We start from the raw sequence: 19,658 nt of genomic DNA, 5'->3' as shown, positions 1-19,658 counted from the left end.
ACGGGATGGGCTCCGCGACGGAGCCCATCCCTGTGGATCATCACGAACCTCCGCTGCCAGCTCATACAGCCCGATTTGTGCGCCTCCTATGAGATGGTGGCGAAATCAGCTCGGGCTAAACACATACAAAACATGAAGCCACGGCTCCGGAGTGGCGAGCAGGCGACAATCACCGCACGCCCCAGGGGTTGCCGCGCACCCGCCTCGTCCACCGGGGCGACCGTCGTCAGGTCACGCCACGTCTGGCCCCGTCCTCGGGGATAAATCGTGTGACGGAACCACGCCGAAAATCACCCGCATGCGAGGGTCTGCCGGGCAAGGAACAGTTACTTACCGCCAGCGGGGCCTAGAACCTCCAATGAGTCAGCAGGAGGGCGAGGAGTCCGACCGCAAGAAGTACGAGTTCCGGAAGGTGATCGAGGAACTCGACGACTACGAGGGGTCGGGTACGCAACTCGTCACCATCTACGTCCCCGAAGACAGACGAATCAGCGACGTGGTGGCCCACGTCACACAGGAGCACAGTGAGGCGTCCAACATCAAGTCCAAGCAGACACGGACGAACGTCCAGGACGCACTCACCAGCATCAAGGACCGGCTCCGGTACTACGACAATCCCCCGGAGAACGGCATGGTGCTTTTCTCCGGCGCGGTGAACTCCGGCGGCGGCCAGACCGATATGGTGACGAAGGTACTGGAGTCTCCGCCCCAGTCCGTCGAGTCGTTCCGTTACCACTGCGACTCGGCGTTCCTCACCGAGCCCCTGGAGCACATGCTCGCGGACAAGGGCCTGTACGGCCTCATCGTGCTCGACCGGCGCGAGGCCAACGTCGGCTGGCTCCGGGGCAAGCGCGTCGAGCCTGTGAAGTCAGCGTCCTCGCTGGTTCCGGGCAAGCAGCGCAAGGGTGGCCAGTCCGCCCAGCGTTTCGCCCGCCTGCGCCTCGAGGCAATCGACAACTTCTACCAGGAGGTCGCGGAGATGGCAAACGACCTGTTCGTCCCCGAGCGCCACGACCTCCAGGGCGTGCTCGTCGGCGGCCCCTCCCCGACGAAGGACGAATTCCTCGACGGCGACTACCTCCACCACGAGCTCCAGGACAAGGTGCTCGGCAAGTTCGACGTCGCCTACACCGACGAGTCCGGCCTCTACGACCTCGTCGACTCGGCCGAGGACGTGCTCGCCGACGCGGAGATCATGGAGGACAAGGAGCTCATGCAGGACTTCTTCAAGCAGCTCCACGACGGCAACAAGGCCACCTACGGCTTCGAGCCGACCCGCGAGAACCTCATCATGGGGTCGGTCGAGACGCTGCTCATCTCCGAGGACCTCCGCAAGGACGCCGTCGTCTACGACTGTCCCGATGGTACCGAGGAGTACGAGCTCGTCGACGCCCGGAAGAACACGCCGACCCACACCTGCGAGGACGGCACCGAGGCCGAGGTCCAGAAGCGCGAGGACGCCATCGAGTTCCTCATGAACATCGCCGACCAGCGCGGCACCGAGACGAAGTTCATCTCCACCGACTTCGAGAAGGGCGACCAGCTCTACAACGCCTTCGGCGGCATCGCGGGTCTGCTGCGGTACTCTACTGGCGTCTAAATCTCTGCAGAAGACATTTACCGAGACTGGCCGTCGGCGGCGACATGAAACGGCGCTCCGTGATTGCTTCTGGTGCTTCTTTCCTGTCAGTCGTTGGACTATCCGGGTGTTTGCTCTGGAACACCGGTGGCACGTCGAAAATCCAGCTCGAATCCCAGCCGATGACCCGGTCGGAAGTCTGCTCGTGGCCGTTGCGAGCGGTCGAGAACGTCGACAGGAGCGACGTCGAACCCGTCGAAGAAGCAATCGAGACCGGAAACGCGACCGGTGACTACGCCGACGAAGAGGCCCTGTTCGTCAGCAACGGGGCGGACTACTTCTACATCGACATCACGCTCACCGGGGACGACGAGGCGGAGTACAGCGTCGAACACGCTTTCGACACGCGGAAGCAGTTCTGCGAGTTCACCGTCGGGCAACTCGTCCACTCCGTCGACCCGGTGTCGGTCGATATCGAGGTTCTGGAGACGCTACGGACGGCCATTCGGGATGGGACGTTCGAGTCGGCGCCACCGAGTGATGCCGCCGAGGCGACCGTCGATTACCTCCGGGACACCGTCAGGACGCTGTTCGAAGACGAGTTCTTCGTCGAGCTCGACGACCAGTACTACCACATCCACTACCACTGGGAATCGGGCGAGTGACCACCCACCAACTGTAAGTCCGTCCACACCAACCCTGTTGACTGAATGGTCGACGACCTGGCACGGACGCTGCACCGGCGCAGCGACCTGCTCGCGTTGCTGGTCGAGGAACCGCGCTCCAAACGCGAGATGGAAGACCACGTCGACGCCTCCCGCTCCACCATCGACCGGGGCGTACGCGACCTCGAAGCGGTCGGACTGGTCGAGCGGACGAACGGCGGCTACGCGGCGACCGTCTCGGGGCGACTCGCTGCCGAGTCCCGCGCCGCACACGTCACCGAACTCGACGGGGTCGACCGCGCCGGACCGCTGCTCGACCTGCTGGACGACGGTAGCGAACTCGGACGCGAGATGCTCACCGGCGTCGAGGTCGAGCGGGCCGAACCGCCGTCGCCGGCCGCACCGCTGGAACGGCTGAAAGAGGTCATCCGCCGATCGGACCGGTATCTGGGGATGTCCGCGATGGACACCGGCACGGGATTCGGGCAGTTCTTCCACGACCAGGTGGTCGAGGAGGGACTGGACCTCTCGTTCGTGTTCACCCGCGAGATGGCGGACCACCTCACGTCGAACCTCGGCAGTAAAATACCCCCTATGAGGCAGGCCGGCTTCGAGATGTGCGTGGTCGACCACCTCCCGTTCGGTCTCGGCGTAGGCCTCGGCGACGACTGGACCGTGGCCGTGGTGCTCGTCTACGGCCCGTCGGCCCGGCTCGCCGGCATCCTGTTCAACGAGAACCCGGCCGCTGTCGAGTGGGCGACCGAGCTGTTCGACAGGTACAGCATGCGTGCCGAGACTGTTCCCCCGTAGTCCGTCGACGACCTGCCCTGTCTGACGCCGCATCGCGCGGCAGTCAGTGCTATGACGAGTGCCGAAGTAGCGTTACCTCCCGACGAGGTGGCTCACCCGGCGAGTCCTACTATAAAAAACTTCGTCAACCCATGAGCTGCTCGAGTTGACTCCGGCGACGTCCGATGGCGACCGCCGGCTGCAGGCTGGCGTCCGCCTGCAGCTCCTCGAGGACGAGCATCGGGTCCACCCCCCGGTCCTCGACGTGCTCGAGCAGCGTCTCTATCTTCGAGCGGTTCAGCGCGAGCGAGGAGAGCAGGCCGACGACGAGCGCCATCTCCACAGCGGCCTCCTCGTCGACCTCGAACGCCTCACTGACCTCGGACAGGTCAGCGTCCTCGTCGGGCGACTCGACCGCGAAGACGTTCAGACAGGACGTGCAGATGGCCGCCGCAGAACCGTTCCCCGGTGCGTACTCCGAGACGTCGTCCGGGACGGCGAACGCGACGGTGTCGGAGCGACAGTTCGAACATTGCATACGCCCCACAAGGCGGGGCCACCTCTAAAATCTAGGCCGGAATCAGTCCGCGCTGACGGCCTCTCGCTCGCGCTCCGCCTCGGCCTCGAGTTCGGCTTCCTCGGCCTCCTTCTTGTCCTTGATCTTCTTCATCCGGAAGATCTCCTCGCGCTCTTGCTCCTCGAGTTTCTGCTCGATGAACTCCTGGTTCTCCTTGAGTTCGGGCAGGAGCTTGAACTCCAGTGCGTTGACACGGCGCTTGGTCGTCTCTATCTCGGTGAGCATCTTCTTCATCGCCGTCTCGACCTCCGCGGCGAGGATGATGCTCTCCAGCAGTTCCTCGTACGCCTCGGCGGCCTCGTCGATGCGGGCGGACGTGCCCAAGACGCCGTAGCCACGCTCGCCCAGCGACTTCTTCACCTTCGAGGACTCGATCTGCGGGACGACGACGCCCATGATGTTGTTCGACTCGGTCGTGATCTCCGGGTGCTCCTTCAGCGCTGCCGCAGCCCCACGGACCGCGACGTCGCCCTCCATGGCGCGCGCCATGTTGATCTTCTTCTGGGCGGTGTCGTAGTCCGATTCCAGGTTCGAACGGACGTCCTGTGCCTCGTCGAGGATGTCCATGAACTCCATGATGAGGCCGTCGCGCTTCTGCTCCAGCGTGTCGTGGCCCCGCTCGGACAACTCGATGCGGTCCTCGATCGCCATCAAGTTCTTCCGGGTGGGCTTGACGTCCTTGGCCATTAGGGGACGCTTGCGCGGCCAGCCTGTTAACCCTTTACGATTGTCCCCGTACGCGAGCGCGCGAGAGCGACGCTACCCGAGGAACAGAGCGGGCAGTCGCAGCAGAGGACGCCTGCTGAACGTTCGGCGAATCGTGTCGCTGACGGCGACGACCGCCGGGAGTACCGGCAGCGCCGCTGGCCGGCCGTCGAAACAGAGAGAGATAGAAACCCGAGTTCAGGCCTCGACGGCCTCGGCGTCTTCCTGGTAGTACTGCTCGATGAGCTCCTCGTCGACACGGTTGAGCTCCGTCTTCGGGAGCGTCGAGAGGAGGTCCCAGCCGATGGTCAGCGTCTCGTCGATGTCGCGGTTCGTGTCGAAGCCCTGGTCGATGAACTCGGACTCGAACTGGTCCGCGAAGTCGAGGTACTTGTTGTCACGCTCGGAGAGCGCCTCGCGACCGACGATGTTCACGAGGTCGCGCAGGTCCTGGCCCTCCGCGTACGCGGCGTAGAGCTGGTCGGACACGCCACCGTGGTCCGCACGGGTGAGGCCCTCGCCGATACCGTCGTCCATCAGCCGGGAGAGGCTGGGCAGGACGTTGATCGGCGGCTTCAGGCCCTGGCTCTCCAGGTCGCGGTCCATCATGATCTGGCCCTCGGTGATGTAGCCGGTCAGGTCCGGAATCGGGTGCGTGTCGTCGTCACCCGGCATCGTGAGGATGGGGATCTGCGTGATGGAGCCCTCGACGCCCTTCAGGCGACCGGCGCGCTCGTACAGCTGCGCCAGGTCGGTGTACATGTACCCGGGGTAGCCGCGGCGACCCGGGACCTCCTCGCGTGCGGCACCGATCTCACGCAGTGCCTCACAGTAGTTGGTCATGTCCGTCAGGATGACGAGCACGTGGTACCCCTTGTCGAAGGCGAGGTACTCCGCGGTCGTCAGCGCCAGCCGCGGCGTGACCGTCCGCTCGACTGCGGGGTCGTCCGCGAGGTTCATGAAGACGACCGAACGCTCCAGCGCACCGGTGCGCTCGAAGTCGTCCATGAACTCGTTGGCCTCCTCGGCGGTGATGCCCATCGCGCCGAAGACGACGGCGAACTCCGAGCCACCCTCTTCGTCCTCGTCCTCGCCCTCGTCCTCCTCCGGCACGGTCGCCTGCCGGGCGATCTGGAGAGCGAGGTCGTTGTGCGGCAGCCCGGAGGCCGAGAAGATCGGCAGCTTCTGGCCGCGCACCAGCGTGTTCATGCCGTCGATGGCGGAGACACCCGTCTGGATGAACTCCTCCGGGTACTCCCGCGCGTACGGGTTGATCGCCTCGCCGACGATGTCCCGTCGCTCGTCGGGGACGATGTCCGGCCCGCCGTCGATCGGGTTGCCGGAGCCGTCGAGCACCCGCCCGAGGAGGTCCTCGGTGACGGGCATCTTCATCGTCTCGCCCATGAAGCGGACGGACGAGTTCGTGTCGATACCCTCGGTCCCCTCGAACACCTGGATGGCCACGAGGCCACTGCTGGATTCGAGAATCTGACCGCGCTTGGTGTCGCCGCTCGGGGTCTCGATCTCGACGATCTCGTCGTAACCGATATCCTCGTCGACCTCGGCGAACACCAGCGGACCGCTGATCTCCGTGATTGTCTGATACTCCTTCATTGTTAGTACAGCTCCCGGAGCTGCTCCGTGATGTCGGCCTCGAGCTCGTCGATGAACTCCTCGGCCTCCTCGTCCTCAGTCGTCGCGATGCGGTTCAGCTGCGGTGCCGCGTCGATGTTCTGGATCTCCTCGACCGGCACACCGGCGTCGAGCGCCTCGAACGCCTCGTCGTTGAAGTGCTTGATCGCCGTGAGGATACCGTAGGTCTTCTCCGGCGGGCAGTACTGGTCGACCTCGATGAACGCGTTCTGCTGGAGCCACGCCTCGCGCAGGTAGCGCGCGACCTCGAGCGTGAGCTGCTGGTCCGGCGGCAGCGCGTCCTTGCCGACGAGCTGGACGATCTCCTGAAGCTCGCCCTCCTCGTCGAGCGTGTCGACCGCCCACTGGCGCACCTCGGGGTAGTCTTCCGCGACGTTCTCTCGGTACCAGGGGTCGAGCTGGTCCTGATACAGCGAGTACGACTCGTCCCAGTTGATTGCGGGGAAGTGACGCCGTTCCGCGAGGTCGGCGTCCAGCGCCCAGAACGTCTTCACGATGCGCAGCGTGTTCTGGGTGACCGGCTCGGAGAAGTCGCCGCCCGGCGGCGACACCGCGCCGATGACCGAGATGGAACCCTCGGTGCCGTTGATGTTCTCGAAGTAGCCGGCCCGCTCGTAGAACTGCGAGAGGCGCGCGGCGAGGTACGCGGGGTAGCCCTCCTCACCGGGCATCTCCTCCAGTCGGGAAGAGATCTCACGCATGGCCTCGGCCCACCGTGAGGTGGAGTCGGCCATCAGCGCGACGTCGTAGCCCATGTCGCGGTAGAACTCGGCGATGGTGATACCCGTGTACACACAGGACTCACGCGCCGCGACCGGCATGTTCGACGTGTTGGCGATGAGGCAGGTCCGGGCCATCAGCGCGTTCCCCGTCTGGGGGTCCGGCAGGTCCGGGAAGTCGTCGATGACTTCGGTCATCTCGTTGCCGCGCTCGCCACAGCCGATGTAGACGACGATGTCCGCGTCCGAGAACTTCGCGAGCGACTGCTGCGTGACCGTCTTTCCGGAGCCGAAGGGCCCCGGAATCGCGGCCGTCCCGCCCTTCGCGAGCGGGAACAGCCCGTCGAGGATGCGCTGACCGGAGATCAGCGGCGTCGTCGGCGTCTGCTTGTCCGCGCTCGGGCGCGGGGACCGGACGGGCCACTCCTGGCGCATCTGGATCTCCTCGCCAGTGTCCAGCTCGGCGACCGTCTCCTCGACGGTGAATTTGCCGGCTTCGATGGCAGCGACCTCGCCACCCTCGTATCCCGGGGGCACCATGACCTTGTGATCGATGGTGACGGTCTCCTCGACGATACCGACCACGTCGCCGGGCTCGACCTCGTCGCCCTCCTCGACGGTGGGCTCGAACTCCCAGGTCCGCTCCAGGTCGATACCCGGTGCGTCGACACCGCGGTCGAGGAACGCCGAGTTCATCTTCTCCTGCAGGACGTCGAGCGGGCGCTGAACGCCGTCGTAGATGGTGTCCAGCATGCCCGGGCCGAGGTCCACGGAGAGCGGCTCGCCCGTGTTCTCGACGGGTTCGCCCGGCGCGACCGCCGAGGTCTCCTCGTACACCTGAATCGTGGACAGGTTCCCTTCAATCTCGATGACCTCGCCCATCAGGCCCTCGTCACCGACGTAGACGACGTCGTTCATCTTGGCCCCGAGGTCCGTGGCGGTCACGACCGGACCGCTCACGCTCTCGATGACGCCGTCCTCGCGAACGGCCTCCGAATCTGTTGCTTGGCTCATGTATCAGTCTTCCTCCATCAGGTCGATGCCGATGGCTCGTTTGATCTGTTCGCGCAGTCCGCTGCTCCCGGCCTCACCGCCGACGGTCACGAACGTCGGCTCGACGCTCGTATCGACGATGCTGCGTGGTTCGCGCGAGAGGTAGTCGAGGTCCTCCGCGTGCATCACGACGATGCCGACCTCCTGGTCCCGTGCGACCGACCGGACGGCGTCGTCCAGCTCGTCCGACTTCTCCTCCGGCGTGACGTTCTCGAACTTCCGAACGCCAGCCAGCCGGAAGCCGGTGGTGAACTCCGGACTGCCGATGACGGCTATCTCCTGGCTCATATCGTGACCAGCTCCGCTTCGATCTCGTCCTCGTTCAGTCCCGCCTCCTTGCCGCGTGCGATGGCGCGGATGTTGTCGGTCTCCCGCTCCTTCGCGATGATGTACGCGAGAATCGGGGTTACCGAGATCGGGAACGAGTTCGAGAAGTGGTCCGCGTACTCCTGTAGCGCCGCGTCGAGCGCGTTCTCGAACCCGATGAGGCTCTCCGCCTCCTCCAGCTCGTTGAGCGCCGCGGACAGGTCGTCTCCGTACGCACTGTCGCGGATCCGGGCGACGAGTTCGTCCGTGTTCGTCACCAGCTGGGTCAGCTCGTCCGCGTCGAACAGCCGACCGCCCTCGATGAAGTACTCCGCGGGGTCGATGTCGGCGCCGCTTCGCGAGAGCCGGAGCGCGTTCCGGACGTTCCGGAAGTCGATCTCTGCCTGGAGGAACTCCAGGTAGAGCGCGGCCGGGCTGTCGACGTCCGTCACCGTCCCGGCGTCGTCGAGCAGGTGCTCGTAGAACGCGCGGTCGACGGCGTTCTCGAGCGGGACGAGGGCCTGCGTCTCCTGGTACTGCTCCAGCGCCTCGTCCAGCCCGGGCCCGAAGATGGTGCCCGAGCAGAGCTCGACGATGCCCTCGATGTCCTGTACCTCGAGGAGCCGCGCGAGGAAGGCGTCGTCGAACTCGCCCGCACGGATGAGGTCGGCCTCGATCTCCTCGCTTGGCGAGTCGGCATACACGCCCCGAAGGATCGTTTTCAGGTTCCACGCGTCGAACTTGCGCAGGTACGCCGCGAGCTGGTCGTACAGCTGGCCGCCCGACCAGTCGAGGATGTCCTCGAAGTGCTTCGCGAGGTTGCGGTTCAGCGTGTACTCGATGAGGTCGACGCCGTTGTAGCGGGAGCCGAGTTCGTTCATCTCCGTCTCGTACTCGGACTCCTCCATGTAGCGGGCGATCTCACCGGTGCCCATCCGGACGAGCTTGCGGTAGTCCTCGTCGTCGAAGAGCTTCGCACGACGCGCTCTGACCCGGGCGTTGACGTACTCCGGATTGGAACCGCTGTCGCTCTTGCTCATTGCTCGTCGAACAGTCGGGTGCTGATTTCCTTGAGTTCGTCTTCCCAGACGTCCTCGACCACCGAGTCGAACGTGTTGTTGACCCGGAGGCGACCCTCCTCGCTCTCGACGACCACGCCGCCGAGGCAGTCGTACTCGCCGGCCCACTCGTAGCCGTCGTAGTCGGCGAGTATCTCCTCGACGAGCTCCTCGTCGTCGGCGCGACCGTGGACGAGAACGCTGTCCGCGTCCTCGAACTCCGTCGCGGCGTCGTCGAGCAGCGCACGGGTCAGCTCCTCGCGGTCCTCGCCATCGAGGTCGACGATGGCCTCCTCGACGGAGTCACGGACCGCTTCGAGTACGTCCCGGCGTGCCTCGAGGCGCATCTGCTTGGCCTCGAGCTTCGCGCTCGACAGTTCGCGTTCGCGTTCCTGTTCCACGTTCCGTTCCGCCCGGCGCTCGGCCGCTTCGAGGGTCTCCTCGGCGTCCGCCTCCGCCGCTTCGACGAGCGACTCGGCCTCCGCTTCGCCCTCTTCGCGGATTTCCTCCGCACGCGCGCGGGCTTCCTCTCGTATGTCCTCAACGACTGTTTCCAAGGTCATTGTAAGAAGGGGGAACGGTTTAGACGAAGAGCGCGACGAGCGCGAAGATCGCCAGGGTCTCCGGCAGGACCGTCAGGAAGACGGCGATACCCGTACTGATGGAGTCCTCGGCGAGTGCGCCGACGGCGGCTGCACCGATACCACGCTCGGCGTACCCTGCGCCGATCGCTGCGAGGCCGATACCGATTGCGGCGGCGCCCTTCTGGGTGAGCGCGGGCTGGGCGTTACCGTTGAGTACCTCCTCCTGCATCGGCAGGAAGTTTGCGACACTGTCCATTGTGAGCATACCGGCGTCGGCGAGAGCTTCGAACATGATTTCGTGTACCTCCGAACAGGTGGTACTTCACCCTACGGCCTTCATAAAACTTCCCAAAAGAAACCGCCGATATCGCCGCTCTAAACGCTGATTGGAGGGTTCCAGGAGGATTATAGTTTCGATTGGTCGCGGTCACCGACCGGAACGAACAGGAAGAATCGTGATGAAAGGCCGGGGCTCAGTCCTCGGTGGTGAACTCCCGCTCGTAGCCGAACGGGGTGAACTGACGCCCATCACCGTCGTAGAACTTGTCGAAGAACTCGACGTACTCGAGACGGATTCCCTGCAGGCCGGCGCTGGTGATGCCGAGCATCAGCACGGCGAAGTGGCCCACGACGAGGATGACGACCCCGATGAGCGCCATCGCGATGCCGCCGTGGAGCAGCCCGCCGAACATGATGTCGGCGACCTCGTGGTGGTGGTACTCGATGCCCGTCTGGCTCGGCATACCACCGGTCCCGAAGTGCCAGGCACCGTGGGAGTCCTCCCAGGCGCCGAAGAACAGGAGGTTGACGACGAACGCCATCCCTGCCTTCGCCAGCAGCACCGCGGCGAGCCGGAAGTACGAGAGCACGTTGACGAGCACGTTGACGCTCTCGAGCGGGCCGACGACGAGCCCGGGTACGCCCATGTGCTGGAACTCGCCGTAGGTCATCACGACGAGGCCCAGGGCGAACATCCCGAGGCCGACGAACGCTGCGGACTCGGGGAGCCCGGTGTAGCCGAGCTCGTAGGCCGCTTCCGGCCCACCGAGCGTCTCGAACATGAAGTCCGGCTTGATGTCACGGCCGGCCCGGCTGAGGATGGCGAGCCAGAGCCCCAGCATCATGGTGAGCCACGAGAGATCATCGTAGAGGACCTCCTTGATGCCGTGGCTGAGGTTGTTGACCACGCCCGAGAAGTACCCGAGCGTCATGTGTGCCAGGCCAGCGAGCACGCTGACGAACAGCCAGGTCTGTGCGAACTGCCCGTACTTCGGCTGCAGTCCCTTGTGCATCGGCGGGCTGCCGTTGAACAGCACCTCGCCGACGACGTGCAGTCCGAATATCTCGCCGTACAGCACGCCGAACAGCATCGTGAAGGCACCGGCCCAGATGCCGATGCCACCGAGCGAACGGATGGCGTCGCTGTCGAACCGGCTGTACAGGAAGAAGCCGGCCGCGGCGTAGAGGATACCGTATCCGAGGTCCCCGATCATGAAGCCGAAGAACGCCGGGAACGTCAGCATGATGAAGAACGTCGGGTCGAGCTCGTCGTAGCTCGGGAGCCCGACCATCTTCGTCAGGAGCTCGAACGGCTCCGCAGGGTCGACGTTCTCCTGCATCGTCGGCGGCGAGTCGTTCATCGTGACGACGCCGCCATCGGTCGCAGCTGCCTTGTCGCCGCTCTCGTCCTCGGGCGCGACGTGCTCGGTGTCGGTCGCGTGGCCGTCGCGGTACTTCGCCCGCTCGATCTCGTCGACATCGACGCGGTTGCCGACCACGTCGGCGAGCTCGGCCTTCAGGTGGTCGACCTCCTCGGTCGGAATCCAGCCCTCGGCGACGAACGCGCTCTCGGTCGTCGCGAACTGGAGCGGTGCCTCGGACTTCTGGACGTCGATGGTGAGACGTTCCTCGGCGGCCAGCAGGAAGCCGGCGGCGTCGAGGCGCAGGTCGTCGATCTCGTCCTCGATGGTCGAGTGCTTCGACTCGAGTTGCTGCTTGCGGTGCCGGAGCTCCTCGATGTAGCTCGCGGCGTCACCCTCCGCGTCCGGAACCTCCGTCCGCGTGAAGCTCGCCTGCACGAGCAGGTCGTCGAGGATGCTCTCGCGTGCGTTCGACTCTGGGTATGCGAAGACGGCGACGAGCTGGTCACCGATCTCGATGTCGAACGTGCGAATCGCCTTCGAGTCCTCGAGCACGCGGCGCACTGCCTCCGGCTCGCCCTGACCGACGGCGACGTGCAGCGAGTCGTAACCCGAGAGCAGATCGAGGGGGACGTCGAGCGTCGTGAACGGCTCGACCTCCTCGATCTCCTCCTCGACCTCGCGGAGCTCGCTCTCGACTTCGTTCCGGCGGTCGTCGAGGTCGTTGGCCTCGGTACGAATCTCCTCGAGCTCCTCGTCGAGCGCCTTGTCGGTGACGATGCGGCTCGGTCCGGCGTCCTCCTCGTCGACGTCGAGGATGCTCTCGAGCGAGCGGACCGTCACGAGCTTCTCGGACGCGTCGTCGGCGTCCGAACGGGGCGTCCCGTTGTCGAACCCCTCCCAGGAACCGTCGTAGTCGCTCAGGTGGACCCGGTTGAGGTCGTGTACCGTCTCGATGACGGGGTCCATGACCGCCTTGGACCCGGTCACCGAGACCTTGCTCATCTGCTCAGGTCTGAGCATGTACCTCCTCCTGGAAGGTATCGAGGACGTACGCGACGACATCGTCGACGCGACCGTCGGCGCGGGCGCGAAGCCCCTCGCGTTCGGATTCACCCTCTTCGAGGATGCGATCGCGTTCCGCCTCGATTTCTTCTCTGGCCGCTTCGAGCCGCTGCTCTTCGAGCTCGCGTGCCTCCTCCTCCGCCTCCTGACGGATCTCGTCGGCGCGCTTTCGAGCCTCGGCGATACGGTCGTCGCGGTCGGCCTCCGCCTCGGCGACGATCTCGTCGGCCGCTGTCTCGGCCTCCTTTATTTCTTCGAGAACCTCTGGCCTCGGCATGGATTGAACAGTCGGGAGTTTACACAGCGCCTATAAGGTAGTTGCGAAAGGTGTCCGCCGCGTGGACGGCCGATTCGCGTCGTCACGACAGAACTTTGTGCCGACGTTCCCAAGCCCCGGCCAATGGGTATCCTCGAAAACAAGTCACGGGCGCGCCTGTTCTACAAGTATCTCTCGCAGGTGTACGACAAGATCAACCCGTTCATCTGGAACGAGGAGATGCGGACCGAGGCCATCGGGATGCTCGACATCCAGGCGGACGACCGTATCCTCGACGTCGGCTGTGGCACCGGCTTCGCGACCGAGGGGCTGCTCGGTCACGAGAACGTCGACGAGGTCTGGGGACTCGACCAGTCGCCACACCAGCTCGAGAAGGCCTTCGCCAAGTTCGGCCGGACCGGGCTCGTCAACTTCCACATGGGCGACGCCGAACGGCTGCCGTTCGCGACGAACAGCTTCGACATCATCTGGTCCTCCGGCTCCATCGAGTACTGGCCGAACCCGGTCCGCGCGCTCCGGGAGTTCCGGCGCGTCGTCAAGCCCGGCGGGCAGATACTCGTCGTCGGCCCGAACTACCCGAAGACGACCATCATGCAGAAGGTCGCCGACGCCATCATGCTGTTCTACGACGAGGCGGAGGCCGACCGGATGTTCAACGAGGCCGGCCTCGAGGACGTGCGCCACCGGCTGATGGGGCCGAGCTACGACCCGGACGTCGCTATCACGACCGTCGCACGCGCACCTGGTGAGGAGGACGAGGTCGCCAGTGGCCCCGCCGAGGAGCCCGAGCACGACATGGCCGGTGACCGTGGCGCTGGCAGCGACAACATCGAACCAGACGAGGAGCCAGAACACGACATGGCCGGTGACCGTGGCGCTGGCAGCGACAACATCGACCCCGACGAGGAGCCCGAACCCGACATGGCCGGCGACCGTGACGCCGGCAGCGACAACGTCGAGCCCGACGAGGCAACCGACTGAGCGGTCGCGACCGACCGGACGCTGGCGACGACCCGCCCCTCGACCACGAGCGTAACGACGACGACATCCCGAGCAGAGGGTGTCGGCGCGTTCGTCGCCGCGATCACGAAGCTCCCCGATTCACCAGCCGTCCAGCGCTGGTCTGCCGCCACGTTGAACGGGCCCGTCGGGCCGGAGACGAACCCGCACGCGGAGAAGAACGGAACGGCTGGCTGCCAGCGCAGTTCCTCGCCGTCGACCGTGACGACGAGCTCCAGCTCGTCCACGTCGATGGCCTCGCCGCCGCGGTGCGTGATGGTGACTCGGCCCGTCGATGCGTCCGCCGTCGCGTCGAACGTCGCCTGTGGCGATGCCGTCTGCCCGGCCGCGAGGTCGAGCATACCGACGGCGACGACGCTCGAGGTCACCAGCGTGAGCGCGAGCAGGAGGACGATTCCGACGACCGGGGTGACGGCACGAGCGGGGTTCACGCCCGGTCTGGGCGCGGCATCCGACAAGAAGGTCAGGCTGCGACGGTGGCGTTCGTCGTGGTGGCTGATCGCTCGAGGACGACCGTCCCATCGGGCGTCTCGACGGTGACGGTGTACTCGTCGGAGGGCTGTAGTATCCAGAGACTGCCGCCGCCGTCGGTCTGTCCCACCAGCTCACCGTCGACGTACACCTCGGCGGAGACTGCGTCCCCGCTCAGCGCGTTCGTCGCGACCAGTTTTGCCGGGCCGCCGTTCGGGGTCCGCTGCAAGGAGACCGTCGTCCCGTTCTCCGTCACGGTCTCGACGCCACCGCGCGGCAGGTCGCTCAGCCTGAGCGACTGGTACTCCCGGTAGATTGCTTCGGTCCGGCCGTCGTTGTAGAGCCGGATCTCGCCCTGGTCGTGGGAGTTCACGTAGACGTTCGTGCCGTCGGTCGTCTCGTCGAGGTCCGCGTCAAAGGTCGTGGCGTGCGGATATCGGGCGTTGAGGAGGTCGAGGAATGCGTTCAGGCTGAGCGTGTTCGGCCCCTCCTCGTAGTTGTCGAACCGGATCGCCTCCCGGTAGTAGTCGCGGCTGAAGCGAGACTCTGACAGCGACTGCATCACCACTCCCTCCTCAGACCCGCGGACGTGGACACGGACCGCCGCGTCAGCCTGTCCGGTCAACGCCTCGCTGACCTGTGCACGAATCGGGGTCTGGAGCTCGGTAGCCCGACGCCGGAGGTCGTCCGCGTTGAAGCCTGCCCCATCTTCCTCGAGCTGTGTCGCGGCGGCAGCGATATTCGACGCGCTCCTGTCAATTACCGCGAGCCGGTGCAGGAGTTCGCGCTCGGATATTTCGCCGTTCCCGTACGCCAGGAGCACCGCCCACTCCCGCTCTCGAAGTTCGGCGAGGCCGCGATCGAGTCGCGCAACCTCCGCGTTCGCGATGGCCCGTCGCTGTTCGGCGGAGCCGGCCTGTTCGACGCGGACCGAGAGGTACTCGAAATGGAGCCCCTGGTCGATCTCCTGCCCGGTCACGGCGACGGCGCTCGCGAGGTCCATGCCCGGAGTCGAGTAGTTCGAGCGGTCAGCTGCCGTGATGTCGAGTCGCCGTGTCGTGTTGTTCGCCTGAATCGTGACGACAGTGTCGGTCGACTCGACGGTCGTCGCAGGTGCGTCCCCACTCCGGTCGGTCGCGAGCGGGGTGGCGGTGCTGCCGACGCCAGCCACCGACGCGACCGGAGCGATGGCCAGGAGGGTGAGGAGGAGGGCGAGCGTGAGACGCGTCATCGCAGGCACGTACACGGTGGGGATACAAAAAGCGGTCGAACTGCCCGTTCAGAGGACACTCGCGTGACAGCGAGACGGCAGAACGCATGAGACCTTTCATAACGCCGTCTGACGTTTTATCAGGATGGAAAGCGTTTTTTCCTATGAGACTCCACGTCCAGGCGTATGCGGTCACTTTCCGCGTTCGCCGTCGCCCTCCTCGCACTCTCCCTCGTCGCCGCTCCCGTGGTCGGCGTGTCTAGCGGCGGGTCCGGTACTGCCGCCGAACAGGCTGACCGGCCGGGCGTTCAGGCCGTCGACTCGGTCCCGTTCGAGGAGGCGAGCCCTGCCACGGTCTTCGAGGTGAACGTGACTGCTTCCGGGGACGCCCGGTGGTCGGTCACCTTCCGGTACGTGCTGAACTCGTCGAACGAGACCGAGGCGTTCGAACGCTTCGGCGAGGACGTCTCGACCGGCACCGCCGACGTCAAGTTCTCGCCGCAGGTGTTCCAGCGATTCGCCGAGCGAGCCGAGGGCTGGACCGACCGAGAGATGACGGTCGAGGCGGCCGGCTGGGAGGACGTCCGGGTTCGGGAACGGCCGGAACCCGCGACCACGACCACCACGACGGCGACCGGCACGGAGAACGAGACCACGACCTACATCGGCGAGCTGACGTACTCGTTCGTCTGGACGAACTTCGCAGTCGTCGAGGGGAACACGGTCGTCGTCGGTGACGTGTTCGGGACGGAGAACGAGACCTTTCTCAACCAGCTGTACGAGGGCCAGCGGTTAGTGCTGAACAGTCCGACGAACTACGGTATCCGCGACTCCCCCGACAACAAGGGGCCGGACAACGGGACGCTGATGTGGGACGGCCCGGCGAGGTTCGAGCCGGGGTATCTGGAGGCGACGTACTTCGAGCTCGCACCCCCGAACACGTCCACCCCGACGGAGCCCGGTCCCGGCCCGGGGGACGAGCGACTATCGCCGTTCCTGCTCGTCGGACTCGTCGGCATCCTCGTCGTCGCGGCAGCCGGTGGCGCGTACATGTTCGCGAAGCGCCAGTCGGAGACACCGGCTGGCGGCGACCAGGAACCGACACCGAACGGTGGACACGGCGGGACCCTCGACGGCGACGACGGGTCCGGCCCCACCGACGGCTCGCCCGGCGGTGCGGCGGCCGGGACGACCGAGACCGAGCCGGCGGACGAGCAGGGAGGAGACGGCGACGTTGACGAGGAGCTGCTATCCGACGAGGAGCGCGTACTCCGGCTGCTCGACGACAACGGCGGGCGGATGAAGCAGGCGAACATCGTCAAGGAGACGGGCTGGTCGAACGCGAAGGTCTCACAGCTGCTGTCGGGGATGGCCGACGACGAGGAGGTACGGAAGCTCCGCATCGGCCGCGAGAACCTCATCACGCTCCCCGACGAGAGTCTCGGTGAGTTCGACGACGAGCAGTGACGGCGTAGACCGCCGCAAAAACGGTTCTCGGTGGACGCCCGGTTTCGTAACCATTTACGTACGGGGCAGCGTTAGCCTCTGACGATGAAAGTTCTCGTTACCGTCAAGGAGGTAGCCGCCGTCGAGGACGAGTTCCAGATCGCGGGCACGTCCATCGACGAGACGTACCTCGAGTACGACCTCAACGAGTGGGACGACTACGCCGTCGAGGAGGCCGTCCAGCTCCAGGAGGCCGGCATCGCGGACGAAGTGGTCGCCGTGACCATCGGCCCGGAGCGCAGCGAGGAGACCATCCGGATGGCGCTCGCGAAGGGTGCGGACCGGGCGGTCCGAATCTGGGACGACGCACTGGAAGGCGCGGACCTGCTCGACGTCGGCGCGAAGACCGCCATCCTCGAGAAGGTCGTCGAGGAGGAGGACCCGGATCTGGTCCTCTCCGGCGTGCAGGCCGACGACGACGGCTTCGGCGCGACCGGCGTCTCGCTGGCCGACGCGCTCGGCTACGAGTGGGCTGCCGTCGTGAACCACCTCGAACAGGACTCCGTCGAGTCCGGTACTGCGTCGATTCGGCGGGAGCTCGAGGGTGGCGTCGAGGAGCTCACCGACGTGGAGCTGCCCGCCGTCCTGACCATCCAGACGGGTATCAACGAGCCGCGCTACGCGAGCCTCCGCGGCATCCGGCAGGCACAGCGCAAGGAGATCGCACCGAAGACGCTCGACGACCTCGGCCTCGACGCCGCGGCCGTCGAGAACGAGCTGACACTGACCGACATGTACGAACCCGAAACGGAGAGCGACGCGACCTACTTCGAGGGAGGCCCCGACGAGGCGGCGGGACAGCTTGCTGACCTGCTCCGCGAGAAGGGGGTGGGCGCACAATGACGGACGTACTGGCCATCGCCGACCACCGGCGCGGTGAGCTCCGTGACATCTCGTTCGAACTCGTGACCGCGGGCCGCGAGCTGGCGGACGAGACCGGCGGCGACCTCCACGTCGCCGTCATCTCCGGCGATACCGAGCGCTTCGGTGAGCAGCTCCAGCTCGACGGCGTCGACACGGTCCACACCGTGGACAACGGTGAGGAGTTCAACCACGACGTGTACGCACAGGTCGTCACGCAGCTGTTCGACGCCGTTGCGCCGCAGTTCCTGCTCATGCCCAACTCGGTCAACGGGCTGGACTACGCGCCGGCCGTCGCGAACCGGCTGGACCTCACGTACGTCAGCGACGTCGTCGACATCGGTGTCGACGGCTCGACGCTGACGGCGACCCGGGAGATGTACAGCGGCAAGGTCGAGACGACGACCGCGGTCGAGGCCGACCAGGTCGCCGTCTCCATCCGCGGTGCCGAGTGGCCCGGAACCGAGGACACCGGCGACGCGGCCGTCGAGACGTTCGAGGCCGACGTCGACGAGTCCGCCGTGCGCTCGACGGTCACCGGCTTCGAGGAGGTCGGCGGCGGCGACGTCGACATCAGCGAGGCGGACGTGCTCGTCTCCATCGGCCGCGGTATCGAGGAGGAGGAGAACCTCGACCTCGTTCGCGACCTCGCGGACGCGCTCGACGCGACGCTGTCGTCGTCCCGCCCCATCGTCGACGCCGGCTGGCTGCCGAAGAACCGCCAGGTCGGGCAGTCCGGGAAGGTCGTCACGCCGGACGTCTACATCGCAATCGGCATCTCCGGGGCGGTCCAGCACGTCGCCGGCATGAAGGGCAGCGACACCATCGTCGCCATCAACACGGACCCGAACGCGCCCATCTACGACATCGCGGACTACGGCATCGTCGACGACCTGTTCGACGTCGTCCCCGCGCTCATCGAAGAGTTCGAGTAACCACCGCACCGGGGGCTTCGAGCGCCTGAGCCCCGGAACGCACGGTCTGGTTGATGTTGTCGCTACTTGGCGTGTTCCGTCACCTACTTTTCGCGGCGTTCCTAAGGCTCTCGCGATGGAGTTCCTGAAGCGTCGGCGTGAGCTGGTCGACGACCGGCTCGTCGAAGTGTTGGACGCCGTCGAGCCGCCGGAGCTTGCCGACGAGCTGCGACACGTCTCGCTCTCGGGGGGCAAGCGGGTGCGACCGACGGTCACCGTACTCGCCTGCGAGACGGCGGGCGGGAGCCCGGAGGACGCCGTCGACTTCGGGGTCGGTATCGAACTGGTCCACAACGCGTCGCTCGTCGTCGACGACATCATCGACCAGTCCGAGGTCCGTCGCGGCACGGCCGCGGCGTGGTCCGAGTACGGCTACGGGCCGGCGATCGTCGCCTCCGACGGGCTGCTCGGGGAGGCGTTCGCACTGTTCTCGTCGGACCCGCAGGCGATGCAGATCGTCTCCGAGGCGATGGTCGAACTCGGCGAGGGCGAGGCGACGGAGCTCGCCGCACAGCCGACGAACGAGCACGAGTACATGGAGCTGGCGCGTCGGAAGACCGGCGCGCTGTTCCGCGCCGCCGCCGAACTCGGCGCGGTCGCGGCCGACGCCGACGCCTACACGGTCGAGGCGCTGGGCGAGTACGCCGAGCGCGTCGGCGTCGCGTTCCAGATTCGCGACGACGTGCTCGACGCGACCGCGGACGCCGACGACCTCGGCAAGCCCACCGGACAGGACGCCGAGATGGACCGCCCCTCGGTCGTGCAGGTGACTGACCTCACCCCCGCGGAGGCGAACGAGCGCGCGAAGACCGAGGCAAATGCGGCACTCGACGCGCTCTCGACGGTCGACGGTGGCAACACCGACGCCGGCGAGTACCTGGAGGACCTCGCGCGGTTCGTCGTGGTTCGGGAACGGTAGTCTAGCCGTCGTCGCCCGCGAGCTGGC

19 protein-coding genes and 1 pseudogene are annotated in these 19,658 nt (G+C 66.0%); 8 read left to right on the top strand and 12 right to left on the bottom strand.

Annotated elements, in window-relative coordinates; all coding sequences use genetic code 11:
• Window positions 1-358: 358 nt before the first annotated feature.
• From prf1 to NO978_RS18450, 3 genes are all read left to right on the top strand, one after another.
• Window positions 359-1,600 (top strand): peptide chain release factor aRF-1, encoded by a 1,242-nt coding sequence (gene prf1, locus NO978_RS18460; protein WP_257301009.1) that lies wholly within the window; start codon window positions 359-361, stop codon window positions 1,598-1,600.
• A 110-nt stretch (window positions 1,601-1,710) separates the two neighbouring features.
• Entirely contained in the window at window positions 1,711-2,244 is a 534-nt protein-coding gene (locus NO978_RS18455) for a hypothetical protein (protein ID WP_257301008.1), read from the top strand.
• Window positions 2,245-2,289: 45 nt separating this feature from the next.
• Complete coding sequence (locus NO978_RS18450) at window positions 2,290-3,054, top strand: winged helix-turn-helix domain-containing protein (protein ID WP_257301007.1); 765 nt, start codon at window positions 2,290-2,292, stop codon at window positions 3,052-3,054.
• A 124-nt stretch (window positions 3,055-3,178) separates the two neighbouring features.
• Here the strand turns inward: NO978_RS18450 and NO978_RS18445 are convergent, their stop codons facing one another.
• From NO978_RS18445 to ahaH, 10 genes are all read right to left on the bottom strand, one after another.
• A complete protein-coding gene (locus tag NO978_RS18445; RefSeq protein WP_257301006.1) occupies window positions 3,179-3,571 on the bottom strand; it encodes a DUF6276 family protein in 393 nt (130 codons plus the stop codon).
• 42 nt (window positions 3,572-3,613) lie between these two features.
• On the bottom strand, window positions 3,614-4,297 hold the full coding sequence (locus NO978_RS18440) for a V-type ATP synthase subunit D (protein ID WP_257301005.1): 684 nt from the start codon (window positions 4,295-4,297) through the stop codon (window positions 3,614-3,616).
• Between the two features lie 216 nt (window positions 4,298-4,513).
• Window positions 4,514-5,929, bottom strand: coding sequence for an ATP synthase subunit B (locus NO978_RS18435; RefSeq protein ID WP_257301004.1), 1,416 nt, complete (start codon window positions 5,927-5,929; stop codon window positions 4,514-4,516).
• A gap of 2 nt (window positions 5,930-5,931) precedes the next feature.
• The gene (locus NO978_RS18430; protein ID WP_257301003.1) at window positions 5,932-7,701 is read right to left on the bottom strand and encodes an ATP synthase subunit A; all 1,770 of its coding nucleotides are present in this window, start codon (window positions 7,699-7,701) and stop codon (window positions 5,932-5,934) included.
• 3 nt (window positions 7,702-7,704) lie between these two features.
• Window positions 7,705-8,028: a V-type ATP synthase subunit F gene (locus tag NO978_RS18425; RefSeq protein ID WP_257301002.1), complete on the bottom strand. Its 324-nt coding sequence runs from the start codon at window positions 8,026-8,028 to the stop codon at window positions 7,705-7,707.
• On the bottom strand, window positions 8,025-9,086 hold the full coding sequence (locus NO978_RS18420; RefSeq protein ID WP_257301001.1) for a V-type ATP synthase subunit C: 1,062 nt from the start codon (window positions 9,084-9,086) through the stop codon (window positions 8,025-8,027). Before NO978_RS18420 ends, NO978_RS18425 begins: the two co-directional genes overlap by 4 nt.
• Window positions 9,083-9,667, bottom strand: coding sequence for a V-type ATP synthase subunit E (locus NO978_RS18415; protein WP_257301000.1), 585 nt, complete (start codon window positions 9,665-9,667; stop codon window positions 9,083-9,085). The genes NO978_RS18420 and NO978_RS18415 overlap by 4 nt, the downstream gene beginning before the upstream one ends.
• Before the next feature lie 19 nt (window positions 9,668-9,686).
• Window positions 9,687-9,944, bottom strand: a complete 258-nt coding sequence (locus NO978_RS18410) for a hypothetical protein (protein ID WP_368086026.1) — start codon at window positions 9,942-9,944, stop codon at window positions 9,687-9,689.
• Window positions 9,945-10,161: 217 nt separating this feature from the next.
• Window positions 10,162-12,351: a V-type ATP synthase subunit I gene (locus tag NO978_RS18405; RefSeq protein ID WP_257300999.1), complete on the bottom strand. Its 2,190-nt coding sequence runs from the start codon at window positions 12,349-12,351 to the stop codon at window positions 10,162-10,164.
• Window positions 12,338-12,670, bottom strand: a complete 333-nt coding sequence (ahaH, locus tag NO978_RS18400; RefSeq protein ID WP_257300998.1) for an ATP synthase archaeal subunit H — start codon at window positions 12,668-12,670, stop codon at window positions 12,338-12,340. Before ahaH ends, NO978_RS18405 begins: the two co-directional genes overlap by 14 nt.
• Before the next feature lie 123 nt (window positions 12,671-12,793).
• On the opposite strand from ahaH, the pseudogene NO978_RS18395 reads away from it, so the two are divergent.
• A pseudogene (locus NO978_RS18395) lies at window positions 12,794-13,414 on the top strand (methyltransferase domain-containing protein); the annotation flags it as partial.
• Here the strand turns inward: NO978_RS18395 and NO978_RS18390 are convergent.
• Window positions 13,372-14,121 carry a type IV pilin N-terminal domain-containing protein gene (locus NO978_RS18390; protein WP_257300997.1) on the bottom strand — a complete coding sequence of 250 codons (750 nt, stop codon included), beginning with the start codon at window positions 14,119-14,121 and terminating at the stop codon, window positions 13,372-13,374. The pseudogene NO978_RS18395 and the gene NO978_RS18390 sit on opposite strands and share 43 nt — an antisense overlap.
• Before the next feature lie 32 nt (window positions 14,122-14,153).
• Window positions 14,154-15,392: a hypothetical protein gene (locus NO978_RS18385; RefSeq protein ID WP_257300996.1), complete on the bottom strand. Its 1,239-nt coding sequence runs from the start codon at window positions 15,390-15,392 to the stop codon at window positions 14,154-14,156.
• A 165-nt stretch (window positions 15,393-15,557) separates the two neighbouring features.
• Here NO978_RS18385 and NO978_RS18380 point away from each other — a divergent pair, with 165 nt between their 5' ends.
• The 4 genes from NO978_RS18380 to NO978_RS18365 all read left to right on the top strand — a co-directional run bounded on the left by NO978_RS18380 (window position 15,558) and on the right by NO978_RS18365 (window position 19,631).
• Window positions 15,558-16,838: a hypothetical protein gene (locus tag NO978_RS18380; protein ID WP_257300995.1), complete on the top strand. Its 1,281-nt coding sequence runs from the start codon at window positions 15,558-15,560 to the stop codon at window positions 16,836-16,838.
• Window positions 16,839-16,922: 84 nt separating this feature from the next.
• Window positions 16,923-17,720, top strand: a complete 798-nt coding sequence (locus NO978_RS18375) for an electron transfer flavoprotein subunit beta/FixA family protein (RefSeq protein ID WP_257300994.1) — start codon at window positions 16,923-16,925, stop codon at window positions 17,718-17,720.
• Window positions 17,717-18,673 carry an electron transfer flavoprotein subunit alpha/FixB family protein gene (locus NO978_RS18370; protein ID WP_257300993.1) on the top strand — a complete coding sequence of 319 codons (957 nt, stop codon included), beginning with the start codon at window positions 17,717-17,719 and terminating at the stop codon, window positions 18,671-18,673. The genes NO978_RS18375 and NO978_RS18370 overlap by 4 nt, the downstream gene beginning before the upstream one ends.
• Before the next feature lie 115 nt (window positions 18,674-18,788).
• A complete protein-coding gene (locus tag NO978_RS18365; RefSeq protein ID WP_257300992.1) occupies window positions 18,789-19,631 on the top strand; it encodes a polyprenyl synthetase family protein in 843 nt (280 codons plus the stop codon).
• The last annotated feature ends 27 nt before the right edge of the window (window positions 19,632-19,658 follow it).

Source organism: Haloarchaeobius sp. FL176 (assembly GCF_024609245.1).
Classification (GTDB): Archaea; Halobacteriota; Halobacteria; order Halobacteriales; family Natrialbaceae; genus Haloarchaeobius.
The sequence above is the reverse complement of the archived record's forward strand: the minus strand, read 5'-3'. Positions and strand labels throughout refer to the sequence as shown.

Excerpts from the sequence above, each read along its gene's own strand:
- prf1 (WP_257301009.1), top strand. The coding sequence starts at position 359 with ATGAGTCAGCAGGAGGGCGAGGAGTCCGACCGCAAGAAGTACGAGTTC.
- NO978_RS18445 (WP_257301006.1), bottom strand. The coding sequence starts at position 3,571 with ATGCAATGTTCGAACTGTCGCTCCGACACCGTCGCGTTCGCCGTCCCG.
- NO978_RS18385 (WP_257300996.1), bottom strand. The coding sequence starts at position 15,392 with ATGACGCGTCTCACGCTCGCCCTCCTCCTCACCCTCCTGGCCATCGCT.
- NO978_RS18405 (WP_257300999.1), bottom strand. The coding sequence starts at position 12,351 with ATGCTCAGACCTGAGCAGATGAGCAAGGTCTCGGTGACCGGGTCCAAG.
- NO978_RS18435 (WP_257301004.1), bottom strand. The coding sequence starts at position 5,929 with ATGAAGGAGTATCAGACAATCACGGAGATCAGCGGTCCGCTGGTGTTC.
- NO978_RS18450 (WP_257301007.1), top strand. The coding sequence starts at position 2,290 with ATGGTCGACGACCTGGCACGGACGCTGCACCGGCGCAGCGACCTGCTC.
- NO978_RS18370 (WP_257300993.1), top strand. The coding sequence starts at position 17,717 with ATGACGGACGTACTGGCCATCGCCGACCACCGGCGCGGTGAGCTCCGT.
- NO978_RS18365 (WP_257300992.1), top strand. The coding sequence starts at position 18,789 with ATGGAGTTCCTGAAGCGTCGGCGTGAGCTGGTCGACGACCGGCTCGTC.
- NO978_RS18410 (WP_368086026.1), bottom strand. The coding sequence starts at position 9,944 with ATGGACAGTGTCGCAAACTTCCTGCCGATGCAGGAGGAGGTACTCAAC.
- ahaH (WP_257300998.1), bottom strand. The coding sequence starts at position 12,670 with ATGCCGAGGCCAGAGGTTCTCGAAGAAATAAAGGAGGCCGAGACAGCG.
- NO978_RS18420 (WP_257301001.1), bottom strand. The coding sequence starts at position 9,086 with ATGAGCAAGAGCGACAGCGGTTCCAATCCGGAGTACGTCAACGCCCGG.
- NO978_RS18380 (WP_257300995.1), top strand. The coding sequence starts at position 15,558 with ATGCGGTCACTTTCCGCGTTCGCCGTCGCCCTCCTCGCACTCTCCCTC.
- NO978_RS18430 (WP_257301003.1), bottom strand. The coding sequence starts at position 7,701 with ATGAGCCAAGCAACAGATTCGGAGGCCGTTCGCGAGGACGGCGTCATC.
- NO978_RS18375 (WP_257300994.1), top strand. The coding sequence starts at position 16,923 with ATGAAAGTTCTCGTTACCGTCAAGGAGGTAGCCGCCGTCGAGGACGAG.
- NO978_RS18415 (WP_257301000.1), bottom strand. The coding sequence starts at position 9,667 with ATGACCTTGGAAACAGTCGTTGAGGACATACGAGAGGAAGCCCGCGCG.
- NO978_RS18425 (WP_257301002.1), bottom strand. The coding sequence starts at position 8,028 with ATGAGCCAGGAGATAGCCGTCATCGGCAGTCCGGAGTTCACCACCGGC.
- NO978_RS18440 (WP_257301005.1), bottom strand. The coding sequence starts at position 4,297 with ATGGCCAAGGACGTCAAGCCCACCCGGAAGAACTTGATGGCGATCGAG.